At 74.3% G+C, this 16070-nt stretch carries 16 protein-coding genes and 1 pseudogene; 7 read left to right on the top strand and 10 right to left on the bottom strand.

The window, feature by feature from the left end:
- Nucleotides 1-17: 17 nt before the first annotated feature.
- From ACF07N_RS23505 to ACF07N_RS23495, 3 genes are all read right to left on the bottom strand, one after another.
- Complete coding sequence (locus ACF07N_RS23505; protein ID WP_392116141.1) at nucleotides 18-1010, bottom strand: TerC family protein; 993 nt, start codon at nucleotides 1008-1010, stop codon at nucleotides 18-20.
- An 83-nt stretch (nucleotides 1011-1093) separates the two neighbouring features.
- Nucleotides 1094-1738: a phosphoribosyltransferase gene (locus ACF07N_RS23500; protein WP_383332341.1), complete on the bottom strand. Its 645-nt coding sequence runs from the start codon at nucleotides 1736-1738 to the stop codon at nucleotides 1094-1096.
- Between the two features lie 204 nt (nucleotides 1739-1942).
- Nucleotides 1943-2599 carry a dienelactone hydrolase family protein gene (locus tag ACF07N_RS23495; RefSeq protein ID WP_392116138.1) on the bottom strand — a complete coding sequence of 219 codons (657 nt, stop codon included), beginning with the start codon at nucleotides 2597-2599 and terminating at the stop codon, nucleotides 1943-1945.
- A gap of 118 nt (nucleotides 2600-2717) precedes the next feature.
- Here ACF07N_RS23495 and ACF07N_RS23490 point away from each other — a divergent pair, with 118 nt between their 5' ends.
- Genes ACF07N_RS23490 through ACF07N_RS23480 form a run of 3 tightly spaced genes read left to right on the top strand, consistent with a single transcriptional unit; the run spans nucleotide 2718 to nucleotide 4825 of the window.
- Nucleotides 2718-3713 (top strand): GlxA family transcriptional regulator, encoded by a 996-nt coding sequence (locus ACF07N_RS23490; protein ID WP_392116135.1) that lies wholly within the window; start codon nucleotides 2718-2720, stop codon nucleotides 3711-3713.
- A complete protein-coding gene (locus tag ACF07N_RS23485; RefSeq protein ID WP_392116132.1) occupies nucleotides 3710-4312 on the top strand; it encodes a DJ-1/PfpI family protein in 603 nt (200 codons plus the stop codon). Before ACF07N_RS23490 ends, ACF07N_RS23485 begins: the two co-directional genes overlap by 4 nt.
- Nucleotides 4313-4369: 57 nt before the next feature.
- Nucleotides 4370-4825: an archease gene (locus ACF07N_RS23480; RefSeq protein WP_383332349.1), complete on the top strand. Its 456-nt coding sequence runs from the start codon at nucleotides 4370-4372 to the stop codon at nucleotides 4823-4825.
- Nucleotides 4826-4946: 121 nt separating this feature from the next.
- Here the strand turns inward: ACF07N_RS23480 and ACF07N_RS23475 are convergent, their stop codons facing one another.
- The gene (locus tag ACF07N_RS23475; protein ID WP_383332351.1) at nucleotides 4947-5375 is read right to left on the bottom strand and encodes a VOC family protein; all 429 of its coding nucleotides are present in this window, start codon (nucleotides 5373-5375) and stop codon (nucleotides 4947-4949) included.
- 262 nt (nucleotides 5376-5637) lie between these two features.
- On the opposite strand from ACF07N_RS23475, the gene ACF07N_RS23470 reads away from it, so the two are divergent.
- Nucleotides 5638-6816: a hypothetical protein gene (locus ACF07N_RS23470; protein ID WP_392116128.1), complete on the top strand. Its 1179-nt coding sequence runs from the start codon at nucleotides 5638-5640 to the stop codon at nucleotides 6814-6816.
- A gap of 75 nt (nucleotides 6817-6891) precedes the next feature.
- Here ACF07N_RS23470 and ACF07N_RS23465 read toward each other — a convergent pair whose 3' ends face one another.
- From ACF07N_RS23465 to ACF07N_RS23450, 4 genes and pseudogenes are all read right to left on the bottom strand, one after another.
- Complete coding sequence (locus tag ACF07N_RS23465) at nucleotides 6892-8445, bottom strand: protein kinase (RefSeq protein ID WP_392116126.1); 1554 nt, start codon at nucleotides 8443-8445, stop codon at nucleotides 6892-6894.
- Complete coding sequence (locus ACF07N_RS23460) at nucleotides 8442-9215, bottom strand: serine/threonine protein kinase (RefSeq protein WP_392116123.1); 774 nt, start codon at nucleotides 9213-9215, stop codon at nucleotides 8442-8444. Before ACF07N_RS23460 ends, ACF07N_RS23465 begins: the two co-directional genes overlap by 4 nt.
- Nucleotides 9216-9303: 88 nt before the next feature.
- Nucleotides 9304-9680, bottom strand: a pseudogene (locus ACF07N_RS23455) (hypothetical protein).
- Between the two features lie 57 nt (nucleotides 9681-9737).
- A complete protein-coding gene (locus tag ACF07N_RS23450) occupies nucleotides 9738-10748 on the bottom strand; it encodes a hypothetical protein (RefSeq protein ID WP_392116121.1) in 1011 nt (336 codons plus the stop codon).
- Between the two features lie 339 nt (nucleotides 10749-11087).
- Here ACF07N_RS23450 and ACF07N_RS23445 point away from each other — a divergent pair, with 339 nt between their 5' ends.
- Nucleotides 11088-11537: a spore-associated protein gene (locus ACF07N_RS23445; protein WP_392116118.1), complete on the top strand. Its 450-nt coding sequence runs from the start codon at nucleotides 11088-11090 to the stop codon at nucleotides 11535-11537.
- Nucleotides 11538-11627: 90 nt separating this feature from the next.
- Here the strand turns inward: ACF07N_RS23445 and ACF07N_RS23440 are convergent, their stop codons facing one another.
- Entirely contained in the window at nucleotides 11628-13049 is a 1422-nt protein-coding gene (locus tag ACF07N_RS23440) for a glycoside hydrolase family 43 protein (RefSeq protein WP_392116115.1), read from the bottom strand.
- Nucleotides 13050-13257: 208 nt separating this feature from the next.
- Between ACF07N_RS23440 and ACF07N_RS23435 the strand changes: the two genes are divergently transcribed.
- A complete protein-coding gene (locus ACF07N_RS23435) occupies nucleotides 13258-14682 on the top strand; it encodes an amidase (RefSeq protein ID WP_392116113.1) in 1425 nt (474 codons plus the stop codon).
- An 82-nt stretch (nucleotides 14683-14764) separates the two neighbouring features.
- Complete coding sequence (locus ACF07N_RS23430; protein ID WP_383332367.1) at nucleotides 14765-15211, top strand: type II toxin-antitoxin system PemK/MazF family toxin; 447 nt, start codon at nucleotides 14765-14767, stop codon at nucleotides 15209-15211.
- Here ACF07N_RS23430 and ACF07N_RS23425 read toward each other — a convergent pair.
- A complete protein-coding gene (locus ACF07N_RS23425; protein ID WP_392116109.1) occupies nucleotides 15174-16049 on the bottom strand; it encodes a TIGR02452 family protein in 876 nt (291 codons plus the stop codon). The two genes, ACF07N_RS23430 and ACF07N_RS23425, sit on opposite strands and share 38 nt — an antisense overlap.
- Nucleotides 16050-16070 lie beyond the last annotated feature (21 nt).

The following is a 16070-nucleotide window of genomic DNA, read 5'->3' as shown; positions in this document are numbered from 1 at the left end:
CGGCGCCGTGGACCGGCTCACCGGGAGTCGGCGGCGCTCCGTCCCTCCTCGGACTTCCGCTCCGCCGCCTGCCGCTTCGCCGAGGCGCGCAGGCTGGTGATCGTGGTGACGGTCAGGACCAGCACGATGAAACCGAGCGAGAAGGGGATGCTGATCTCCGGCACGTGCACGCCGGACTCGTGCAGCGCGTGCAGCACCAGCTTCACGCCGATGAAGCCCAGGATGATCGACAGGCCGTAGGAGAGGTGGACCAGCCTCTTCAGCAGGCCGCCGATGAGGAAGTACAGCTGGCGCAGGCCCATCAGGGCGAACGCGTTGGCCGTGAAGACGATGTAGGGGTCCTGGGTCAGCCCGTAGATGGCGGGGATCGAGTCGAGGGCGAACAGCACGTCGGTGGAGCCGATCGCGAGCATCACGACCAGCATCGGGGTCATGACGCGCTTGCCGTTCTCGGTGATGAACAGCTTGGTGCCGTGATAGCGGTCCGCGACGCCGAAGCGGCGTTCCGCCGCCTTCAGCAGCTTGTTCTCCTGGTACTCCTCCTCGTGCTCCTCCTTGCGGGCGTCCTGGACCAGCTTCCAGGCGGTCCAGATCAGGAACGCGCCGAAGAGGTAGAAGACCCAGGAGAAGGCGGAGATGATCGCCGCGCCGGCCGCGATGAACACGGTCCGCAGCACCAGCGCCATCACGACGCCGACCATGAGCACGCGCTGCTGGTACTGCGAGGGCACCGCGAACTTCGCCATGATCAGGACGAAGACGAAGAGGTTGTCGACGCTCAGCGACTTCTCGGTGATGTACCCGGCGAAGAACTCGCCCGCCGGCCCACTGCCGCCGAAGTACCACAGCCCCAGTCCGAACAGGGCGGCCAGGACGATCCACACCACCGTCCACGTCCCCGCTTCCTTCAGCGACACGTCGTGGGGCTTGCGGCCGATGAGGAAGTCGACGGCGACGAGCACGCAGAGGGCTGCCACGGTCAGCAGCCACACGGAGAGCGAGACGTTCACGGGTCACTCCTGGTGCGGGGGGGGGACGGCCATCGTGGTCCCGGATGGCTGGTTTCCGCCACTCCCGCGGGATGAACACATGGTCAAAGGGACACCTGGAGCGCTTCCAGGACGTCCTGGTCCGTCAGCTGCCCGAAGTCCTCGTACCACTGGCCCACGGCCAGGAACGCGGCCGGTGTGTACAGGCAGACCACCTCGTCGGCCTCGGCGCGCATCAGCCCGGCGGCCTCCGGGGAGCACACCGGCGCCGCCAGCACCACCCGCTCGGGTTCCTGACGGCGCACGAAGCGCAGCGCGGCCCGGGCCGTGGAGCCGGTGGCCAGGCCGTCGTCGACGACGATCACGGTCCGTCCCCGCAGGTCGGGCGCGGGGCGGCCCTGGCGGTAGAGCCGTTCGCGGCGGCGCAGTTCCGCGCGTTCCCGCTCGATGACGGGGGCCAGGGCGCTGTCGCGGATGCCCAGGTGGCGCAGGGCGTCCTCGTCGAGGAGGGGCACCTCGTCCCCGGCCATCGCGCCGACCCCGAGCTCCTCGTGGGAGGGCGCCCCGATCTTGCGTACCACGAGCACGTCGAGCGGGGCGCGCAGGGCCGCGGCGACCTCGCGGGCCACGGCGACGCCGCCGCGGGGCAGGGCGAGTACGACGGGGTCGGGCAGGGCGCCCTCGCGCTGCCGGGTGCGCAGTGTTTCGGCCAGTTCCCCGCCGGCCTGCCGACGATCACGGAACCGCATGACGGTCACCTCCGCTTCCGGCACGGGAGAGGTCGTCCCATCCGGTGGGGCTCCCGCGTACCCCGCGGCCCGACGGACGATGCGCGCCGCGCACCCCCGCCCGGGCGAACGGCGGGGCGCGCCCGGCCGGGCACTCCGGATCACCGCAGCACCCCGCTCGCGGCGCGGACGCGCCACGTGCCCGGAGGGACGGGACTCCGTGGGTCAGCCCGCCGCGGTCCGCAGCTGTTCGACGCACCACCGCCGGACCCTCTCGGTGACCTGCTCCAGCGCGCCCGGCTCCTCGAACAGGTGGGTCGCGCCGGGCACCACGTGGAGGGTGTGCGGGACGTGCAGCCGGCGGGCCGCCTCCTCGTTGAGCCAGAGCACGTGCCGGTCCCGGCCCCCCACGATCAGCAGCACCGGGGCGCGTACGGCGCCCAGGGCGTCGCCGGCCAGGTCGGGGCGCCCGCCGCGCGAGACGACCGCCTGCACCCGGCCGGGCCGCTCGGCCGCGGCGACGAGGGCGGCGGCCGCGCCGGTGCTGGCCCCGAACAGGATCACGGGCAGGCCGCGGGTGGCCGGCCACCGCGCCAGTTCGTCGACGGCGGCCACCAGGCGGCCGCCCAGCAGCGGGATGTCGAAGCGGAGTGCCGCGGTGAGCGTGTCCTGCCGCTCCTCCTCCTCGGTGAGCAGGTCGATGAGCAGCGTGCCGAGCCGGGCGGTGCGCAGGCCGGCCGCGACCTGCCGGTTGCGGGGACTGTGCCGGGAACTGCCGCTGCCGTGCGCGAACAGCACGACCGCGCGGGCGGCCTGCGGCACGGTCAGATCGCCGGTGAGGGCCGCGCCGCCGACGGGCACGGCGACCGTCTGGGAGTTCATCGGGAGCCTCCTCTCCCCTTGAGTCCCGAGGTACCCCGGCAGGGGCGGGTGTCCCATGGCGCGATCTGTGGGATGCGTGTCGTTGACGCCGTGATCCGGGCCGGTGGAGCGTGGAGGGGTGACCGATCACCGCGTCGTCTTCGTCGTCTTCGACGGCTTCCAGCCCCTCGACCTGACCGGCCCGCACGAGGTGTTCCACGGTGCGGGCGGCTACACCTGCGAGGTCGTGGCGCGCCGGGCGGGCCCGGTCCGCTCGGGCAGCGGCCTGCTCGTGCACGCCGCGCACGGCGTGGCGGACCTGGACCCGGCCGGGACGGACACCCTCGTCGTGGTGGGGGGCCGGGGTGTCGACCTGGCCCGCGAGGACGAGGCGCTGGTCTCGTGGGTCGCGGCCGCGGCGGCCGGTGCCCGGCGGGTCGCCTCCGTGTGCAGCGGCGTGTTCCTGCTGGCGGCCGCGGGCCTGCTGGAGGGGCGCCGGGTCACCACGCACTGGGCGCGCGGGGAGCAACTGGCCCGGGAGCATCCCGGGGTGCGCGTGGACTGCGACCCGATCTTCGTCCGGGACGGGCCGGTGTGGACGTCGGCCGGGGTGACCGCCGGGATGGACCTGGCGCTCGCCCTGGTGGAGGACGACCGGGGCCGGGACGTGGCGCACGCGGTGGCGCGCCGGCTGGTGCTGTTCCTGCGCAGGCCCGGCGGCCAGTCGCAGTTCAGTGTGGCGCTGTGGTCACGGCAGCCGGCGACGGACCCGGTGCGGGCCGCGGTCGCCGCGATCCACGCCGACCCGGGGGCCCGGCACGACATCGCCGGGCTCGCCGCGCGGGCCGGACTGAGCCCGCGCCACCTCCAGCGCCGGTTCACCGCCGAACTGGGCGTGCCGCCGGCCGCGTACGTCGAGCGGGTGCGTGTCGAGGCGGCCCGGCGCGCGCTCAGCGAGGGGGACGAACCGGTGGAGGCGATCGCCCGCAGCTGCGGTTTCGTCACCGCCGAGACCCTGCGCCGCACCTTCCACCGCCGGCTCGGCGTCGCACCGTCGGACTACCGCGCCCGGTTCCGATCCACCGCGGGCGCACCCGGCGCCCGCCCCGTTCCGGAGGAGGGACGATCCGTATGACGACCTATGGCCTGCTGGTCTTCGAGGAGGCCGAGGAACTCGACTTCGTGGGCCCCTGGGAGGTCTTCACCGTCTCGGCGCGACTGCGCGGCGAGACCGACCGGGCGGTGCTCGTCGCCGAGCGTCCCGGCCCGGTCCGCTGCAACAAGGGCCTGCGCGTCCTGCCCGACCACACGCTGGACGACCATCCGCCGCTGGACGTGCTGCACGTGCCGGGCGGCCGGGGTGCCCGGGAGGTGCAGGTGCACAACCCGGTGGTGACCGGCTGGATCGGCGGGACGGCCGGTCGGGCCGCGTGGGTGCACGGCGTGTGCACCGGCACGTTCCTGCTGCACGCGGCGGGACCGGCCCGCGGGCGCCGGGTGGCGACCCACCGGAGCCACGAGGACACCCTGCAGGCGCGCGGCGACGTGACGGTGGTGCGGGACGCCCGCTATGTGGTCGACGGCAACCTGGTCACCAGCCAGGGCGTCTCGGCCGGTATCGACAGCGCCCTGTGGCTGGTCGGCCGGCTGCACGGCCGGGACCACGCGCGGGAGGTACGCCGCGCCATCCAGTACGAGCCGGCCCCTCCCTACCTCGCGGACGAGCCCCTCTGACACGCCGTCGAGGGCGCGACTCCGCATGGGAGCCCCGGCTTCGGGCACGCGATGTTCATGGGCGGTGACACGGGAGACGGCGGACAGGGACGGCAGCCGGGCGCGTGCGGGCACCGGGCGGTGCCGCACCGGGGCGACATCCGGATCGAGGCGTGGGCGGCGTGCCGGGAGCACTGTCTGGCGGAAGCCGTCGTCGCGATGGTGGAGTGTTTCGCGGACCTGTCCGGGGTGCGCCCCACGGCCGTGGACCGGGTGCGGCTGGGCGCGGCCAGTGACGACGACCTGCTCGCCGCGCTGCTGGACGAGGTCCTCTTCCGGCTGGAGGAGTACGGCCAGGTGCCCGTCGACGTGGAGGCGGACGAGGCCGACGGAGGTCTGGACGTCCGCCTCGCGGTCACCGCTCTCGCGGACGTGGAGATCACCGGGGCGGTTCCGACGGCGGTGGCGTGGGAGGAACTGCGGATCGGGCCCGACCCCTACGGCTGGTCGTGCGCGGTACGGGTGGACGCCTGATCCCGGCCCGGACGGCGGGGCTCCTCGCCCCCGGCGTGGGACCCGCCGCCGTTCGGGAAGCGCCGGAGCCCGGACGGCGGCTGAACGGCCGTTCAGCCGCCGCACGAGACGGGACGCCGGCTCAGACGGCCCCGGGCACCTCCTCCGTGACCCCGTTCAGGGGAGAGGACGGATCGGTGCCGTAGGGGCGGGTGATGATCTCCAGGCCGTGGCCGGCCGGGTCGAGGAAGTAGACGCCTCGGCCGCCGTCATGGCGGTTGATGCGGCGCGGGTGATTGCCGTGCGGGTCGGCCTGGATGGGGATCCGGGCCTCGACGAGACGGGCCAGGGCCTCGTCGAACTCGTCCTCGGAGACGAGAAACGCGTAGTGCTGCATGGGAATGTCGGCGTCGATGGTGAGGAAGTCCAGCGTGACGCCGTTGGCGGTCGTCACCGGCAGGAACACCCCGGTCGGTTCCCCGACCCGCAGTCCCAGGATCTTCGCGAGGAAGTGAGCGGACTCGTCCCGGTCACGGGACAGCACGATGGTGTGGTTGAACTCGACTGACACGGTCAATGCCTCCACGGGCATCTCCACGGCGCCTCCATGCCTCACCCGGACGGTGACCGGCACGCGATGCCGCGCCGTGGATCGTAGGCGAGGGCCGCGGCGGTCGTCGAGCGCTTTTCGGCCGTATCGCAGCGCCGGGGGGGACGGTGCCCTGACATTCGTCAGGACCGGACGCGCGTCCCGGTTCCTACTGTGTCGGCCACGGGGGGCCAGGTTCCCCGGGGACCACCGGCAGACCACCGGCAGACCAGGAAGGGCAACCATGCGCATGCTCCTGCGCGGCGCCGCGGCGCTCGCGGCCGTCGTCACCGTCGCGTCGCTGACCAGCGGTGCGGCGGCACAGCCGAGAACCGGGGAGGCCGCCGGCACCGGCCGGGCCGCGGCCGCCGCCCAGATACCGCCGGGCGTCACGGCCGGCGTCGCCGTCTACGACCGTCAGGCCGGCACGTTCACCGAACAGGTCAACGAGAGCGCGCAGTTCCGGTCGGCCTCGGTGGTGAAGCTGCTGCTGGCCCTGGACTTCCTGTGGAACCGCGGGCCCGACTACACCATCCCGGATGCCGACCGGGCCCGCCTGGAGCCGATGCTGCGCAGCAGCGACGACGCCGCCGCCAACCACTACTGGTCGACCTACGGCGGCTCGGCGATCATCGACCGGATGGCCTCGTCCTCCCGGCTCGGCCTGCGCGACACCCAGGGGCCGCCCGCCGGCTACCCGGGCTATTGGGGCTACACCGCCGTGTCCGCCCGGGACACGGTGACGATCTACCGGTACATCCTGGAGAAGGCGCCCGCGCCCGTGCGCACCTTCATCATGGACAACCTGCGGGCCTCCACGCGCTGCGCCTCCGACAAGTTCGACCAGCACTTCGGCATCGCCGGGGCGTTCGACCGCCCGTGGGCGGTGAAGCAGGGCTGGGCCGGCAAGTACGCGGAGGGCACCTGCGGCCCGCAGGGCGCGGCGGCGGCCCGGGCCGGGACGGCCGAGGCGGCCGCTCCGCGCGCGGCGGCGGACGTGGATCTCACCCGCCCCGCCCTGCACAGCACCGGCACGGTGGGACCCGACGACCGGTCGATCGTGGCCGTGCTGACCACGCACCCGGTCGGCACGTCGTACGGCAAGGCGTACACCGACATCGGGCGGCTGACCCGCTCGCTGAACGTGCCGGGCGGGGTGCGACCCGCCGGGACGTGGTTCGGCACCTGGAGCGAGTTCGTCAACGTCCGCAAGAGCCCCACCACCGCGAGCGACCGGATCACGCAGCTGCCGGCCGGTGTCGAGGTGCTGGTGGGCTGCCAGGTCCGCGGCCAGGTGGTCAACGTGCCGCCCTACACCAACGAGTGGTGGGCCTACCTGCCCCAGTACAAGGGCTACATCTCCAACATCTACATCAGCTCGCCGGACAACCGGCTGCCGGACGTACCGGAGTGCGGCTCCTAGCGGGGCCGCCACCGGGAGCGGGGGACGAGCGGGGGGCGGGGCCGAGGCTCCGCCTCCCGCTCGCGTGCGTGTGCCTCAGCTCTGGTACTCGGCGAGGTAGCGGAGCACCTTGTCGACGTGCGGCTGTACCCGCTCGGGAACGCCGCGCTCCTCGATGACCGTGCGGTCGCTGGTGCGGTAGCCGGCCGCGACCAGGGCGGGCAGGTCCTTCTTCGGCAGCCCTTCCTCCTTGAAGCGCTGGTCGAGCCAGCACACGTATCCCGCCATGGTGGAGATGGCGTCCGGCGGCGACATGTGGTCCTTGTCGCCGTCCTCGTCCCCGTCGATCGCCCAGGCGTTGAACACCCCGGGCGTCCACATGGCGATGCCGTACTCGTCGCTCTCCGGGCGGGCGGCCTTCGGGTCGAAGCCGCTCTCGGCCTTGACCATCGCGGCGAGCAGGGCGGGGGTGATCTCCTCGTCGGTGCAGCGGTGGGCGGCGCGGGTGATGATGGGGCGCAGCGACTCGGGCACGTCGGAGTCCGCGGGTATCTCCCCGGGTGGCAGGCCGCGGGTGCCGGTGGCGGTGGGAGCTGCGCGGCCGCGGTCGTCGTCCCGCGTGTCGCCGCCCGTGCCGAGCAGGGCGACGGCGGTGAGCGTGGCGGCGGTCACGACGGCGATCCCGGCCGCGACGGCCGGCACGAGACGCCGGCGGCGGCGCGCGGGACCGCCCGTGATCTCCTCGACCCGGTCCGCGACGCTCCGGGCGGTGTGCGGGAGGCGGGCGGTGTGGCCGGGTGCCAGGCAGTCGGCGATCAGCCGCCGCAGTTCCTCGCCGAGGCCGGCGTCGAGGCGCAGGGACACGGTGCCGCGGGCGTAGCTCTGGGCGGCGAGGGAGCGGGCCCGGGCCGTGGCGCCCGGGAACGGGTGCAGGCCGCCGGTGAGGACCTGGTGGGCGAGGACCCCGAAGGCCCAGATGTCGGCGGTGGGCCGGACGACGGCGCCCTCGCTGCCGGTGCGCTGCGACCACCACTCGGGCGGCAGGTGGTCCAGGGTGCCGAGCGGCGGCAGGTGGGCGTGGGTGCCGTCGAGTTCGGTGGCGAGCCCGAAGTCCGCCAGCCACACCTGCCCGTCCGGGCCCAGCAGGACGTTGGCCGGCTTGAGGTCGCCGTGCACCCAGCCGGCGGCGTGCATGTGGGCCAGTCCGGCGGCGACACCGCGCAGGATCCGCTCGGCGCCGTCGATCGGCACGCCGGACACGGCGGCGTCGAGGACGTCCTTCAGGCTGGCCTCGGCCCGGTCCATGACGAGTGCGATCGCCCCGTCCAGGGCGGGCAGGTCCGGCGCCCGCAGGGTGCACACGGCGTGGGTGCGGACGAGGTGCGGATGGTCGGCCTCCGCGCTGAAACGCACCTCGCGGGCGACGAGTTCACCGAGGGCGGCACGCTGCCCGGGGCCCAGAGCGCCGGTCGGCAGCACCTTCACGGCGGCGGGCGTGCCGTCGGCGACGGCGCGGGCCTCGTAGACGGTGCCCCAGCCGCCGGAGCCGATGACCGCGCCCACTTCCCACCCCTCGATCCGGAAGCCCTCCGGGAGGCGGGGCCGGGGTGTCTCCAGGTCGTCCTCGTGGGTGTCGCGTCCGGTGGTCACGCGCCGGCCTCCTGCGGGGTGAGACGGCCGGCGTTGCGGGGCGGCAGCAGGGCCAGGTGCTCCTCGCGCACCAGGCCGAAGCGCAGGGCGACGGAGGCGAGCCGGGTGCGCTTGGCTCCGGTCGCGGCCTCCTCGCCGAGGTCCAGGCGGAGTTTGGCGAAGGCCAGGTAGTCGATGTGGTAGTTGACGGCCGAGCGGGTCAGGTCCCGGCAGGACTCCAGCGGCCGCAGCCGCTCCACGATCTGCCCGACGCCGGGCAGCGCCGAGTCGGACGGGTCGCGCAGCCGGGGCTCGCACAGGGCCACCAGGACGAGGAAGTACTTCGAGGTGGGGTCCAGGGCGAAGGGGTGGACGGTCTGTTCGCCGCCGCCCGGCACGGAGTCCTCGCCGAGGTAGGCGTGCTGGGGGGCGAAGACCTTGAACGCGGCGGTGCCGGACAGGGCCGGGAGCACCACGCGGGAGAACTCGAACGGCACGGGCGCCCCGAGCCGCCCCGGCGCGACGGTGAGGTACTCGCCGGCGCCCTCCAGGTTCTCCACGACGTACGACACGCTGCGGCTGAAGTTGGACAGCCGCCAGTAGTCGCCGGCGGCTTCCAGTTGCCCGGCCCGGCGCGAGATGCCGGGGTCGGTCAGGACGATGCGCACCCCTGTCCCGCCGCGGCCGAAGTCCGCGACGTCCCCCGGTCCCAGATGAATCAGTTCCGGTCTGCCCGGCTCGTCCACGTCCCAGTGCGACGGACCGGGCAACTGCACGATGATGGTTTCCACGCGGACTCCCCCGCTGTTCTCGCCCCCGATTTGGTCGCCAGGATTGTACGGTCGGATTCCGCTTGCCGCGGAGGCGGCGCGGCAAGGGTCAGCGGCCGCGTTCCGGACGCCGTGCGACGAACACGAACTCCCGCCCCGGCCGGTCCGGCGCGTCCCGCACTTCTTCCAACTCATAGGCGTGCGCGGTCAATTCCGCCTCGACCTCGTCCCGCTCACGGAAGCGCAGCGTCGACTCCGAGGCCGGCACCCGGCCGTCGGCGGCGACCACGCAGGTCCACCGGATGTCACCAGCGATCACGCGGTTCGGGCCGCGCGCAGGGTCGCTCGCCACTGTCCCGGCCCGGTGATCTCCTGGGCCCCGAACTCCTCAGCCATGCGCAGGTACGGCACGAGGTCGGGAGGGTCGGGGTCGAGCGGGTCGTAGAGCGCGGCGAGGCGCGGATGCCGGAAACACGTGTCGGCCATGCCCCGACGGCAGGAAGCGCTGCCGTCGGCGGTCACCGCATGTCACGCCGGACCGGCTCAGCCGAGGCAGATGACGAGCAGGCACAGCTCCTGGGGCTGCTGGCCGGACGGCGGGGCCGTGGGCGACGTGGGGCTCGCCGGGGGCGGGTCGCTCGCCGGGGGCGCGGGCTGCTGGGCGTCCGCACCGGCGGCGGGCGGCGTCGTCGGCTCGGTGGCGCCGGACCCGGTGGAGCCGGACGTCCCGGTGGTGCCGGTGGTGCCGGTGGCCGTGTCGGCGGTGCCCGGGACGGTGGTCCGGCGCGGCGGGGTGGTCAGCGGCAGTTCGCGCGGCGGGGTGGCGGCGTCCGTCCGGGTGCCGGCGGGTGGGGTGCGGGGATCGGCGGCCCGGGTCTGCTGGTGGCGCGAGGCGCGGTCGGCGCGCGGCGGGCCGGCGGGCGAGGAGCGCGGGGTGGCGTCCTGGCCGGCCGACGGCTCGGTGCCGGCCGGCGCCTGCCCCTCGGCGCCGCCCATGGTGGTGTCCTGCGGTGCGGTGGCCGCGCGGACGCCGGGCGTCGCGCTGCCGTTCATCGCGGTGACGGTCAGCCCGCCGCCGACGAGTGCGACGGCGGTCGCGACGACGGCCCGGCGCTGGTTCTTCTTCCAGCGGGCCAGCTGGCGCCGCCGGGCCGCCCTCCCCTGCGGCCGGGCCTCGTGGAGGCCGGGCGCATCGGGGCCGGGCGCATCGGGGCCGGGGTCGCCGTGGCCGGGGTCGCCTTGGCCGGGGTCGCCGTGGCCGTCGGACGGGCCCGCGTCGGCGGTGCCCTCGGGGCCGCCCGGGTCGCCGTGGCGTCCGGCCGGGGAGGCCGGGCTCTCGTCCCACACGGTCAGGTCGTGCCAGGTGCCTGTGGTGGCCGGGTGACTCCATACGGCCCGCGCGACGGGGGCGGTGCCGGTCGCGGTCCCGGTCGCCGGGGCCCGGCCGGTGCCGTCGTCGCCGGCTGAGGGGTCGATGTCCGGGGCGTAGGCGCCGCACCCCGGGCAGACCAAGGCGCCGTTGAGGTGCCGACGGCACGAGGAGCAGTAGTCCATGTGTGGTCTTCCCGATCTGGCTGTTCCGGCGGCTCGCCGGCCGCGACCTGGTCACGTTCGCACGTGGGATCGAGCCGTAACGCTAACGAGACTTCGGACGGTCTGTGTGCAGCCTGTGTGTCGCCCCTGCACAGATCCTCTGGATCTCCCGTGCGGTGCGGGTGACCGCCGATTGAAGCGGCCGGGATCCGGGCATCCTCGGGCACCCGGTACCGCCACTGCTGCCACGCTGACCGTCAACTGGCTTGTTTTCACCAGGAGATGAGGCACAACCCTTTGCGCTCCCGGCGGGTCACACCATGCAGGAGCAACCACCTCGAAGAGTTGCAAGGGGGAAATATGAGATTCGCCCGTTCCGTCCTCGCCACGTCCGCCGTGGCGGCGCTGTCGCTGGGGACCATGACCGCCCTGGCCGCGCCGGCCTCCGCCGCACCCAACACCACGCCGCAGAAGGTCTGCGGCAGCGGCTACAAGACGGTCAACTCGGCGGCCGTCGGCTCGCTGGGGACGGTCTACCTGACGTACAACGCCGCCAACGGGCAGAACTGCGTCGCGACCATCCGCAACAACCCGGGCACGGCGGTGAACATGTCCGCCTGGATCTACGTCCCGGACACCGAGGAGAGCCACTACGACGAGGGCCTGTTCACGTCGTACGCCGGACCGGCCTACGCGTACGGCAAGGGACACTGCGTCGACTGGGGCGGCAGCATCGCCAACACCTACGTGCAGGTGTACGGCTCCAACTGCGGCTCCCTGAAAGAACACCGGGTGACCTTCACCCGCTGATCCCCCTCCGGCCGGGATCACCGCGGACCACGCGTCCGCGGTGGCCCCGGCCACCGGGGTGACGGCCGTCCGGTGGCGCGGCGGGGCCGCTCACGCCCAGGCGGACACCGGCACGAACGAGCTGTCCTGGCGGAACAGATCCGTGCCGTTCGAGCGCTCCACCCGGAGCTGGTAGGCGTAGTGGCGCAGGTAGTGGCCGGGGTGGTTGTACGACTCGAAGCGCACGGAGCCCGGCGCCGTGCCGGCCCGGAGGAAGAACGTGGCGTCCCCGGCGAAGGTGCTCGTGCCGTCGTTCGCGTCGAAACGCGCGCGGAAGTCCCAGTGGCGCAGATACCTGCCGGCGGCGTCGCGGAAGGAGCAGCCGCCGCCGTCGGCGAGGCCGGCGACGACCGTGAACGTGGCGGCCTGCTTCTCGGCGGTGGTGCTGGAGCCGCTGACGACCGGCAGGTTGAGCAGGGAGGACTGCTGCTGCCAGTAGCGGGCCGGGTAGTTGGCCGAGCGGAAGGAGCGGGTGACGCCGCGGGCCAGGCTCGGTCCGCCCGGCACGGTCTCCTTGACGACGGTGAAGTGCCGGGCCGTGCCGGAGATCCCGGGCAGTGCGGCCGGTGCCGTCCAGGTGGCGAAGGTGTCGTGGCTGTCGCTGTAGTAGTAGTTCCCGTCGCCGTAGCCGTCGAAGAAGATCCGCCAGCCGCCGTTGTCGAGCCGCACCAGCGCCGGGCCCTCGCGGTAGCTGCCCCAGCCGGCCCAGTCGCCGGTCCGGCGGATCGTGTACGGCCCGGCGAGGCTGGAGGCGGTGGCGTACTCGATGTACTTCGTCGTCTCGTTCTTCGGGAAGGCGTGGTAGGTGGAGCCGATCCGCACGATGAACGTGTCGATGTGGTTGGCGCCGATGCCGGCCAGGGCGACCGGCGGACTCCACGCGGTGAGGGCCGCGTTGGCGGCCCTCAGCAGATAGGGCGTGAAGATCCACTGGTCGTTCACCGTGGAGCAGGACACGATGACGTGCACGCTGCCGTCGTGGTCGACGAACCACTCGGGCGCCCAGGCCCGGGACAGGTTGGCGACGGGGACGGTGTAGTCGTACAGGAACGTCCAGTCGGCGCGGTCGGAGCTGCGCGCGAAGCCGATCGTCGTGCTGGTGTCCTGCCAGGTGCGCGTGGTGTAGGTGGCGTAGTAGTAGCCGTCGGTGTGCCTGATGACGCTCGCGTCCCGGATCCGGCCCGCCGGCGGGGTGTAGGCGGAGGAGCGCAGCAGGCGGAAGTCGGTGGCGTCGTCGGACTGGTACACGTTGACCGTGCCGTCGTCGCTGTCGAGGAACGGCACGATCGTGTAGCGCGTGGCCGAGCCGTCGGGGGGCGCTGCGGCCGACGCGCTGCCGAGCAGTCCGGGTGTCTCGCCCAGCAGCACCGCCGAGGCGGGTACGGCGGCCAGGGTGCGCAGGAGCGTGCGGCGGGACGGGGCGGCGGGGTGTGGGGTCACGGGCGGCTCTCCCTTGAGCGTCCGATTCGACATGCCGAACATAGTTCGGTCTCTCGATCAGCGAGTGGGGGCTCAGAACGTAGGGGCGGAGCGGGCGGCCGTCAATGGTTTGAACAGCAACGGATGAGCCCAGTGAGGAAGACGTGGCCCGTGGGTGAACGTCCACTCCCGACGACGGCGTTCCCCCGCCGGCCACCGGACGTTACCGTTCGGTAGAAGAGCCGCTTCCGGAGGTGTCCGCATGACGCTCGACCGTGCCCCAGGCCTGGTGGAGACCGCCCGCGCGCTGGCCGCCGGGGAGGTGACGTCACGGGTGCTGACCGAGCGCACCCTGGCGCGCGTCGAGGCGACGCAGAACAGCCTCAACGCCTTCCGGATCGTGCGGTGGGACGCGGCGCTCGCCGAAGCCGACGCGGCCGACCGGGACCTGGCCGCCGGCGTCCGCAGGCCGCTGCTCGGCGTGCCCGTGGCCGTCAAGGACGACATGGACGTGGCCGGCGAACCGACCGCGTTCGGCTGCTGCGGCGAGTTCCCGCCGGTCGCCGAGGACGGCGAGGCCGTGCGGCGCCTGCGCGCGGCCGGGGCGGTCGTCGTGGGCAAGACCAACACCTGCGAGTTCGGCCAGTGGCCCTTCACCGAGGGGCCCGCGTTCGGCGCGACCCGGAACCCGTGGAGCGCGGACCACACGCCCGGCGGTTCCTCGGGCGGCTCGGCGGCGGCGGTCGCCGCCGGCCTGGTGCCCGCCGCGCTCGGCTCCGACGGTGCCGGGTCGGTGCGCATCCCGGCCGCCTGGACGCATCTCGTGGGCATCAAGCCGCAGCGCGGCCGGATCTCCACCTGGCCGCGCGGCGAGTCCTTCCAGGGCATCACCGTCAACGGCACCCTCGCCCGCACGGTCGCCGACGCGGCCCTGCTGCTGGACGCGGCGAGCGGCAACCACGCCCGGGACCCGCACCGGCCCCCGGCCGTCGACGTGTCCGGCGCCGTGGGCCGCGACCCCGGACGGCTGCGTGTCGCCCTCTCCCTCAAACCGCCGTTCACGGCGGTGCCCGCACGTCTCCTGCCGGTCGTCCGGGCCCGGGTCGTCGAACTCGCCGAGCGGCTCGCCGCCCTGGGGCACCGGGTCGAGGAGGCCGACCCGCCGTACGGGCAGATCGGGCTGACCTTCGTGCCGCGTGCGACGGCCGGGATCGCCGAGCGGGTGGGTGAGGCGCCCTTCCCGGCGCTGCTGGACCGGCGCACCCGGGACGCGGCCCGGCTGGGCCGGCTCCTCGGCGGGGCCCCGCTGCGGGCGGCCCGGCGGGCGGAGGCCGTGCTGCACCGCCGCGTCGGCGCGTTCTTCACCTCCTACGACGTCGTCCTCGCGCCCACGACGGCCGCTCCCCCGCCGCGCATCGGCGCCCTGCTGGAACTCAGCGGCTTCGCCACCGACCGGGCGATGATCGCCGCCTGTCCGTACGCCTGGCCGTGGAACGTGCTCGGCTGGCCGGCGGTCAACGTGCCGGCCGGGTTCACGCCGGACGGCCTGCCGGTGGGCGCCCAGTTGCTGGGCCCGGCCAACAGCGAACCGCTGCTGGTGCAGGTGGCCGCCCAGCTGGAGGCGGAGCTGCGCTGGTACCGGGAGTGGCCGGCGCCGGCGGCCGGGGCCCGGCCCGCCGCCGCCTGAGGCGGCACGCGCGCCGGGAGCGCCGACGGCTGGGGGGGGCCCCGTCGGGCGCGGCCGGAGAGGCGGCCTCTAGAGTGCCCCCGTGACCGCGTTCTCCGATGCCGGCGCCCCGGGCCGCCACGGCCCCTCCGCCACCGTCCAGGCCGACCCGCGCGAGGTGGGCCGGGTGCGCACCGAGTACTCGCCCGCGTACGACGGCGACCCCGACCCGGGCGAGATCGTCTGGACGTGGGTGCCGTTCGAGGAGAACGACGGGCGGGGCAAGGACCGCCCCGTGCTCGTGGTGGCCCGGGAGCCGGCCGGGACCTTCCTCGCCGTGCAGTTGTCCAGCAAGCGCCACGACGGGGACCGGGAGTGGGTACCGATCGGCAGCGGCCCCTGGGACCGGTCGGGCCGGGACTCGTGGGTGGACGTCGACCGGGTGCTCCGGCTGCACGAGACGGGCATGCGCCGGGAGGCCTGCGCGCTGGACCGGATGCGGTTCAACGCGGTCAGGCGCCGGCTCCAGGAACGCTACGGCTGGAGCTGACCCGCCGCGCGTCACCCGTACTGAACGCCCGTTCGAAGGCCCTCCGCACCGCACGGTCCCGGGTCCGGTCGAGGATCCCGAACACGACGTGCTCGAAGGCGTCCGCGAAGCGCCCGCCGGGGGCCAGCGCCGCCTGGAACGCGCCCGCCACCTGCGCCGGGTCGTTGCGGAACACGCCGCACCCCCAGGCACCCAGCACGAGCCGGCGGTAGCCGTGGGCGGCGGCCGTCTCCAGGACCCGTTCGGCCCGGACGGCCAGGGCGCGCGGCAGCTCGGGCACCCGGTCCGGCGCGCTGCGGAGCACCACGCCCGCGTTGGGCGCGGCCGCGGTCAGGAAGCCGGCGGTGTACGGCTGCTCCAGCAGGCGGCCGTGGTCGTCGCGGAAGACGGGCACGCCGGGTGAGTGGATGACGCGGTCCGAGTAGAAGGGGTCGCGGTGGGCGCGGTGGTGGTCGTAGAACGCCCGGGCCCCGAGGAGGCAGGCGTGCAGCGCGGAGGCCCGGCACAGGGCCTCCTCCTGGGCCTGCGCGCCGTTGAGGTAGCCGCCTCCCGGGTTGCGCGCCGAGGCGAAGTTCAGCACGGCCACGTGCCCGCCCAGCCGCCGGGCGGCCTCCAGGCTGCTCTCGCCGGTGACCTCGACGGTGGTGCGCGTCACCCGGACGGCCGGCACCGGGACAGGTGCGGGGCCGTGGATCCGCGTGCCCTCGCGTGCCGCCCGCAGCCACGCCGCGATCGACACCTCGCGCCCGTCCGGGGCGCGGTAGGACCCCGCCGCGACGATCTCCTCGGTCTGCCGGGCGATGTCGCGCAGCCGCGCGGCCTGGATTGTCGTGCTCACGCGGACATCGTGACCGAGGCC

The organism is Streptomyces sp. NPDC015242, from assembly GCF_043079125.1.
In the GTDB taxonomy this organism is placed as follows: domain Bacteria; phylum Actinomycetota; class Actinomycetes; order Streptomycetales; family Streptomycetaceae; genus Streptomyces.
This window is presented reverse-complemented; position numbering and strand designations above follow the sequence as displayed.

Excerpts from the sequence above, each read along its gene's own strand:
- ACF07N_RS23500 (WP_383332341.1), bottom strand. The coding sequence starts at position 1,738 with ATGCGGTTCCGTGATCGTCGGCAGGCCGGCGGGGAACTGGCCGAAACA.
- ACF07N_RS23495 (WP_392116138.1), bottom strand. The coding sequence starts at position 2,599 with ATGAACTCCCAGACGGTCGCCGTGCCCGTCGGCGGCGCGGCCCTCACC.
- ACF07N_RS23485 (WP_392116132.1), top strand. The coding sequence starts at position 3,710 with ATGACGACCTATGGCCTGCTGGTCTTCGAGGAGGCCGAGGAACTCGAC.
- ACF07N_RS23480 (WP_383332349.1), top strand. The coding sequence starts at position 4,370 with ATGGGCGGTGACACGGGAGACGGCGGACAGGGACGGCAGCCGGGCGCG.
- ACF07N_RS23470 (WP_392116128.1), top strand. The coding sequence starts at position 5,638 with ATGCGCATGCTCCTGCGCGGCGCCGCGGCGCTCGCGGCCGTCGTCACC.
- ACF07N_RS23450 (WP_392116121.1), bottom strand. The coding sequence starts at position 10,748 with ATGGACTACTGCTCCTCGTGCCGTCGGCACCTCAACGGCGCCTTGGTC.
- ACF07N_RS23445 (WP_392116118.1), top strand. The coding sequence starts at position 11,088 with ATGAGATTCGCCCGTTCCGTCCTCGCCACGTCCGCCGTGGCGGCGCTG.
- ACF07N_RS23440 (WP_392116115.1), bottom strand. The coding sequence starts at position 13,049 with ATGTCGAATCGGACGCTCAAGGGAGAGCCGCCCGTGACCCCACACCCC.
- ACF07N_RS23435 (WP_392116113.1), top strand. The coding sequence starts at position 13,258 with ATGACGCTCGACCGTGCCCCAGGCCTGGTGGAGACCGCCCGCGCGCTG.